Source organism: Halomonas sp., assembly GCF_052095765.1.
Lineage (GTDB): Bacteria > Pseudomonadota > Gammaproteobacteria > Pseudomonadales > Halomonadaceae > Halomonas.
The window spans coordinates 1-7,628 of record NZ_JBQDJZ010000110.1; the positions used below are offsets into that span (position 1 = coordinate 1).

The window sequence follows — 7,628 nt, forward strand, 5'->3', positions numbered from 1 at the left end:
GGCTTACCCCGGAGCGGACTTTCACCGCACTGTGTGCACGCCTTCACGGGCGCACCAGGAGCGGCCTTCAGGCCGCTTCACTACAAGAAAAAACCTTTCGGTAAATATCTGATAAGGGCGAGTGCTATACCCGCAACAGCAGATGCTCACGCTCCCAGGAGCTAATGACCTGGAAGTATTCTCGATGCTCGGCGCGTTTGACAGCCAGGTAGCTGTGGGTAAAGCGCTCACCGAGGATGTCAGCCAGTGGCTGGCAGTCTTTCATGGTGTCCAGGGCACGCCCGATGTCTCTGGGGAGTTTGCTGCCATCGGCCCAGGCCGGGCCGATAGTGGCGGGCCGTGCTTCAAGCTGGTGAGCCATGCCCAAGTACCCGCAGGCCAGTGACGCCGCCATGACCAGATACGGGTTGGCATCAGCCCCGCCAAGGCGGTTTTCCACGCGCATGGACTGGGGCGATGACACCGGCACACGCAGCCCTACTGTGCGGTTGTCGATACCCCACTCCACGTTGATTGGCGCGGAACCACTGGTGTCGGTCCGCACAAATCGCCGGTAGGAGTTGATATTAGGCGCCAATAGCGGCATGGCCGCCGGCAGATAATGCTGAAGCCCGCCGATGAAGTGCAGAAACTGCTGGCTGGGCTGGCCCTTTTCATCACTGAACAGGTTACGGCCTTCACTGTCCAGCAGGCTCTGGTGAAGGTGCATAGAGCTGCCCGGCTGATTGGCCATGGGCTTGGACATGAAGGTGGCGTACATACCGTGCCGCAGTGCGGTTTCGCGCAGAGTGCGTTTGAACATCACGACCTGGTCGGCCAGCGCCAACGGATCACCATGCTGGAAGTTGACTTCCATCTGCCCGGCACCTTCTTCGTGAATCAGAGTATCCAGGTCAAGATTCATGGCATCACAGTAGTCGTACATGTCCTCGAATAGTGGGTCGAACTCGTTAACCGCGTCTATCGAAAACGACTGGCGGCTGCTTTCCTGGCGACCAGTGCGGCCAATCGGCGGCTCCAGCGGATAGTCCGGGTCGGTGTTGGTCTTGACCAGATAGAATTCGACCTCAGGCGCCACCACTGGCTTCCAACCACGGGCTTCATACAGCGCCAGGATGCGTTTGAGCACATGGCGTGGTGCCAGTTCGACCGGCTCGCCGGTGAGGTAGTAACAGTCGTGGATGATCTGGGCGGTATGGTCCTCTGCCCAGGGCACCAGAAAGATGGCGTTGGGGTCGGGCACCAGCTCCATGTCACGCTCGGCCGGATTCCAGAACTGAATGTCTTCGTCGTCGGGGTAACCACCGGTGACGGTCTGGATAAAGATGGAGTCAGGCAGCCGCGGACGGCCGCCATTCAGATACTTCGCGGCCGGCATGATTTTTCCCTTGAGAATGCCGGTCAGATCTGAGACCAAGCATTCCACTTCGGTTATACCGCGCTGCTGGAACCAGTCGGTAAAGACACTATGTGCCTGACGGTCACTCATACCTGCACCTCACCGCGACTGGACCTCTGACCACAACTGCTGGAATATCTGCAGTTGCTCGCCCTCAAGGCTCGGGGTGAAACGCAGCACACTCATTTCCTCATCGCTGGGTGTAACCGGCGGTACGGTCAGCACCTCGTCAAGGTACGGCTCGGCCGCCGCGTTGGGGCTGCTGTAGTAGTTGTAGTTGGAAAGCTGGGCACCGACTTCGGCGTCGAGCAGAAAGTTGATGAACTTGTGCGCCAACTCAGGGTGCGGCGCATTGACCGGAATCATCATCGAGTCGACCCACATCTCCGCGCCTTCTTCGGGAATCATGAAGGCCAGCGTGCTGAACGCTTCGGGGCTCTCTTCCTTGAAGTGCAGATAGTCGCCATTGAAGCTCATACCCACATGCGCCACGCCACGTGCCAGCTGTTGTAGCGTGGGTGTGCCATCAGTAAAGCCGGAGAAGTTCTTGCGCCCCTTGGTCTCGATCAGCAGACGCGCGGCTTCCTTCCAGTCGTCCACATCGGTGCAATCAAAGCCCTTGCCCAGATAGGCACAGGCCGAGCCCAGATTGACCTGACCATCGGTAACCACTGAAAACGGGTAGTCGGCGTTGACCTCAGGATCAAACACCAGCGACCAGCTGCTGGGCGCCTCCGGGAAGGTCTCGGTGTTATACACAATACCGGTGGTACCCCACTGATACGGCACCGAGTAGCGCGCGCCGGGATCGTAGGTCGGGTCGCGGAACTGCTCCATGACATTGGCAAGGTTGTCCAGCTGGTCGGTATCCAGCGCCTGCACCAAACCGGTATCGATCAGTCGCGGCACGAAATAATGCGACGGTACGATGATGTCGTACTGCGACGCCCCACCGCTGTTGAGTTTGGCAAACATCTCGCCGTTGGAGTTGAAGTAGTTCTGCACCACGTCAACGTCGTACTCCTCTTCAAAGGCCGAGATGATCTCCGGGTCCATGTACTCGGTCCAGTTGAACAGGTACAGCTTCTCCTTGGCCTGCGCCGCGCTGGCAAGCATGAGGCTGCTCAGAGCTATGGCCAGTCGGGTCTTGTTCATTGTCATTGCATACTCCTCGGTTCCCTGTGGGACTTCCCATGGCAAGCAGTTCACGCTTTTTCAGCGCAGTTATTCTATTCAACGCCGTTCCAGGGGATGGATCTCATTGGCTGGCAGCACTGCATCGTAGCCTTCCTGGCGCAGACCGTCGATGATCTCCCGGACATGCTCGCTGCCCAGGGTTTCCAGGGTCGCCTCAATCTCGGTGGAGCGCAGCGACAGGTCGGTAAAGGCGCGCTGATGGCTGATCTGGATGACGTTGGCGCGCAGCTCTGACAGCAGACGCGTGAGATCAGCCAGACCGCCTGGCACGTCAGGAATACCGACGCGCACGCGCACGATGCGCTCCGAGCGGACCAGGCCGCGCTGAATGACCGACGACAACGCCTGCATGTCCAGGTTTCCGCCACACAACACCAGCCCCACCCGCCGACCACGAAAACGTTCTGGATACTCGAGTATAGCGGCCAATCCTGCCGCTCCTGCGCCTTCAGCCACGGTCTTTTCAATTTCCAGCAGCTGAAGGATGGCATTTTCGATCTCCAGCTCGCCAACCAACAGGATCTCGCTGAGGCGCCCGCGCAGCAGTGCCTGAGGCAGAGTCCCCGGCTGGCCCACGGCGATGCCTTCGGCAATGGTGGTGCGACCACACACAATCGGCTCACCGGCCAGCGCTTGGCTCATGGAGGGAAAGCGACGCGACTCGACGCCGATGATGTCGATATCAGGACATAACGCCTTGGCGGCAACCAGACAACCAGCGCTGAGCCCGCCGCCACCGATAGGAATCACCAGACAATCGAGATCGTCTATTGCCTCGAGCATCTCCAGCGCCACCGTACCCTGTCCTGCCACCACATGCGGGTCGTCGTAAGGATGAACGAAGGTCAGGTGATGCTCGGCGGCCAGTCGATGGGCATAGCGAGCAGACTCGTCGAGGCTATTGCCTTCCAAATGCACCTCGGCACCGTGATTGCGGGTGTTGCGCACCTTGGTATTGGGCGTATTACGGGGCATCACGATGGTGGCGTGAATACCCAGTCGGGCAGCGTGATAGGCCACGGCTTGGGCGTGGTTGCCCGCCGACATGGCAATTACGCCGCGACGTCGCTGCGCGTCATCAAGCTGCAGCAGGTGGTTGAGCGCGCCGCGCTCCTTGAAGGAGGCAGTGAACTGGTGGTTCTCGAACTTGATATACAGTTCGCAACCGGTCAACTGCGACAGAATGGCTGAGTACAGACAGGGCGTATGCACCAGGTGCTCGCGGGTACGCTCGGCGGCGCGCTGGATATCGTCCAGGGTGACTGTCTGAGTGGCGCTCATTGTCTTGTTCTCCTTGGGCACGCTCTCAGGCCTGCCGACGGCGGCTGATGGCCATGCTGAAGATGGCAGCAATGGCGACTGCGCCAATCATCAGCGAAGCGATGGCGTTGATCTCGGGCGACACGCCCTTCTTGATCGCACTCCAGATATAGATCGGCAGCGTGGCACTTTCCGGCCCTGAGGTGAAGAAACTGATCACAAAATCATCCACTGACAGGGTAAACGACAAGAAAAATGCCGAGATCAACGCCGGCTTCAGAGTCGGCAGCATAAAGTGCAGCACCCGCTTGACCGGCGTGGCATAAAGGTCGGTAGCTGCTTCAAACAGCGTCGGGTCCAGCCCCACGAAGCGTGAGTAGACAATCAGCGCCACAAAGGGAATCTGGAAAGTCACGTGAGCGATGATCATGGTGCCAAGGCCTGGCTGGAAGAGCCCCGTCAGGCGGTTGACCTGGACGAAAAATGCCATCTCGGAAATACCGAACACGATATCCGGCAGCACGATAGGCAGATAAATCAGCACAATCAGCCAACCCAGCTTGCGGTGGCGGTGGCGGTACATGCCGTAGCCGATCAGACAGCCGATCACCAGCGCAACCACCGAGGAAACAAGCGCCAGCACCATGCTGTTGGTAAACGCCGAAATGATCGCCTCGTTTCCCAGCAGCCGGTGATACCAGCGCAACGATACACCAGTGAAACTGGCCGCACTGTTGGAGGCGTTGAAGGAGAACAGCACCACCACGGCCAGCGGCAGGTACAAAAAGATCAGTGTCAGCCACCAGAAGCCGCTTAATGCTCTTTTCAGAGTACGTTTTTTCATATCACTACCTGCTCGCCGCCGCCCAGCCGTTTGCCGATACGCCGCATGGCAAACAGGCCGATAAAGGTCGCGATCAACATCAGGATGGCACCTGCTGCACCCAGCGGCCAGTTGGAGCCACCCGAAAACTGGTTGGCCACCAGGTTACCCAGCATCAACGACTTGCCACCGCCCAGCAGCTCCGGAATCACGTACATGCCAAAGGCAGGTATGGCCACCAGCACCACGCCGGCCAACAGGCCCGGCAGGGTCTGAGGAAACACCGCATGCCAAAAAGCGCGCAGCGGCGTGGCATACAGGTCTTGTGCCGCCTCGACCTGAGCCTTGTCGAGCTTTTCAAAGGCGGCATACAGTGGCAGCACCATGAACGGAAGAAAGTTGTACACCAGCCCCAGGGTGACCGCAAACGAGGACGGATACAGCCCCATGTTCGGCGCAATGAAACCCAGACTCTCGGCCAACGAAGACAGCGGCGTGCCCGGCGCCAGCAGGTTCATCCAGCCGAAGGTACGGATCACCTGATTGGTCCAGGAAGGCACCACCACCAACAACAGCATGATTGGCCGCCACCTCTCGCGGCAGGTGGTGATGTAATAGGCAATCGGATAAGCGACGATCACCACCAGCCCCGTGGCGATAAGTGTCTGCCACAGCGAGCGCAATAACGTGTAGAGATTGCCCGGGCTCCAGCCCAAAAAGCCGAAGCCCGCCAGGCGTTTGAACGACTCCAGCGACAGCGGCATCTGCGGCAAGCCGTAGGGGCCGTTGGTCATGAAAGCGACAGCCATCAGGTACAGGCTAGGTAATACCAGAAACACCATGATCCAAGCGGCGCCTGGTGCCACGGTAAACAGCAGGTGGCGGGTTTCCCTGACGCTCGGGTGGCGACGTCGCAACTGGGACGCTGCATTCATACCAACCTCCTCAGGATGCGACGCGCACCAAGTCTTCAGGGCACACGCCAATGGTTACCTGATCACCCACGTGATGAATCCGCTGGCCCAGATTACTGGCCACCGCCATCAGGGTGATGTCACCGACTGTCAGCCGGTATTCAATCCGGCTGCCGCGATACAGGCGCTCTTTCACCACCCCCTGCAGGCGGTTGTAGCTTTCGGGCAGATTCTGGCCAAGCTCAAGGGTTTCAGGTCGGATCAGCAGCCAGCCGTCTTGGGCATCACGCTGTTCGGACGGCTCCAGCGTCAAGCGGCCCAGCGGGGTTTCCACCCAGTTGCCGTGACTCGCGGTAATGGCATACAGGTTTTCATGGCCCATGAAGCGCGCCACAAAAGCCGTGGCCGGCCGCTCATACACCTCGGCGGGCGTCCCAACCTGCTGGATATTGCCCCCGTCGAGCACGGCGATGCGATCCGACATCACCATGGCTTCGTCCTGATCGTGGGTGACAAATACGAAGGTCATGCCAAGGCGCTTCTGCACCCGCTTGAGCTCAACTTGAAGCTGGCTTCTCAGGCCAGCATCCAGCGCAGAAAGCGGCTCATCGAGCAGCAACACGGCTGGCTCGCAGACCAACGCCCGGGCCAGAGCGATGCGCTGACGTTGTCCGCCAGACAACTGATCCACACGCCGCTCAACCAGCTGCCCCAGCTTGATGAAGCCGGCAATCTCGGCCACTTTCCGCTCGCGCTCAGCCGCCGACACGCCACGCATTTTCAGGCCAAAGGCTAAATTGTCGCGCACCGAGAGGTGTGGAAACAGTGCATAGGATTGAAAGACGGTATTGACGCTGCGCTTATGCGGCGGCGTCTCGGTAATATCCTTGCCACCAATCACCAGGCTGCCGTCATCGGGCTCTTCCAGACCGGCCAGAATACGCAGCAGCGTGGTCTTGCCACAGCCCGATGGCCCCAGCAGGGTAAAAAACTCACCGGCCTGGATGGTCAGATCAACGCCATCCAGCGCCACAGTGTCGCGCCCGAACCGCTTGTGTAATCCGCGCATCTCTATCGACGATGCAGTGCGATTGACACTTTGCTCCTGTGCCGGAGCTACGGCCGGGCGCTGGGTCGATGTTTCCGAGATGCCCTCGGTGGAGATATCGCTCATCAAGCGTCCTCTTACGTTATGTGCCTAAACCTTTGATTTTAAGTTAACGAACAGGAAACTGGCCGACGGACTAACTTATAGCCGATCGCGCAGTTTATAGAAATTGGTCGCCAGTACCAATAAGGGTTTGCGCAATATATCTCCGCCCGGAAAGCGTCGGTGCGGCATGGCGGAAAAGACATCAAAACGCTCTCTTTGACCGGCGATTGTCTCGGCCAGCAGCTTACCAGCCAGCCCTGCCATGGCCATGCCGTGGCCGGAGTAACCCTGGGCATAGTAGAAGTTGCTGTCTAGCCGCCCAAAATCCGGCGCACGGTTCAGCGTGATCCCCACATCCCCCCCCCAGCGGTATTCGATCGGCACACCCGCCAGCACCGGAAACAGTCGGGCAATCTTGGCATCCATGCGCGCCTGCAAGCCTGACGGTTCACGTCCATCGTAGCTGACCTGACCGCCGTAGATAAGCCGACGCGCAGCCGACAGCCGATAGTAGTCGAGCACGAAGTTGATGTCGGCCAGCGCATCGTTGCACGGTAGCACCTGAGCCGCCTGCGCCTCGCTGAGCGGTGCAGTGGCGATCATGTAATTGGCCGCACGCATCAAACGCCCGTTGAGCTCCGGCACCAGACCGGAGTGATAGGCATTACCGGCGAGTATGACATGCTCTGCCTGAACACTGCCAAGCGCTGTTTCCACGCTTGCCGGCTGCCCGCGGCGAATGTTGGTCACGCCACTGCGGGAATGTATACGCACCCCGGCACGCTGCGCCGCCCGAGCCAGACCCAGCGTATAGTTCAGCGGGTGAAGGTGGCCACCCTCGTCGTCAGACAGCACCGCCGAATAAGCGTCGGTAACCACCCG

The 7,628-nt window shown here is 59.4% G+C and carries 7 protein-coding genes; all 7 read right to left on the minus strand.

The genetic code is table 11. The annotated features are described in order from the left end of the window. Nucleotides 1-124 precede the first annotated feature (124 nt). Nucleotides 125-1,489 (minus strand): glutamine synthetase family protein, encoded by a 1,365-nt coding sequence (locus tag ACTH3D_RS11785; protein ID WP_441667317.1) that lies wholly within the window; start codon nt 1,487-1,489, stop codon nt 125-127. Between the two features lie 9 nt (nt 1,490-1,498). Beyond that, nucleotides 1,499-2,560, minus strand: a complete 1,062-nt coding sequence (locus ACTH3D_RS11790; RefSeq protein ID WP_441667318.1) for an ABC transporter substrate-binding protein — start codon at nt 2,558-2,560, stop codon at nt 1,499-1,501. Nucleotides 2,561-2,632: 72 nt separating this feature from the next. Beyond that, a complete protein-coding gene (locus ACTH3D_RS11795; protein WP_441667319.1) occupies nt 2,633-3,877 on the minus strand; it encodes a threonine ammonia-lyase in 1,245 nt (414 codons plus the stop codon). Between the two features lie 25 nt (nt 3,878-3,902). Continuing rightward, complete coding sequence (locus ACTH3D_RS11800) at nt 3,903-4,700, minus strand: ABC transporter permease (RefSeq protein ID WP_441667320.1); 798 nt, start codon at nt 4,698-4,700, stop codon at nt 3,903-3,905. After that, nucleotides 4,697-5,614 carry an ABC transporter permease gene (locus ACTH3D_RS11805; protein WP_441667321.1) on the minus strand — a complete coding sequence of 306 codons (918 nt, stop codon included), beginning with the start codon at nt 5,612-5,614 and terminating at the stop codon, nt 4,697-4,699. The genes ACTH3D_RS11800 and ACTH3D_RS11805 overlap by 4 nt, the downstream gene beginning before the upstream one ends. A 10-nt stretch (nt 5,615-5,624) precedes the next feature. Then, nucleotides 5,625-6,767, minus strand: coding sequence for an ABC transporter ATP-binding protein (locus ACTH3D_RS11810; RefSeq protein WP_441667322.1), 1,143 nt, complete (start codon nt 6,765-6,767; stop codon nt 5,625-5,627). Nucleotides 6,768-6,842: 75 nt separating this feature from the next. Beyond that, nucleotides 6,843-7,628, minus strand: a 786-nt coding sequence (locus tag ACTH3D_RS11815) for an NAD(P)/FAD-dependent oxidoreductase (RefSeq protein ID WP_441667323.1), incomplete at its 5' end; no start/stop codon positions are given.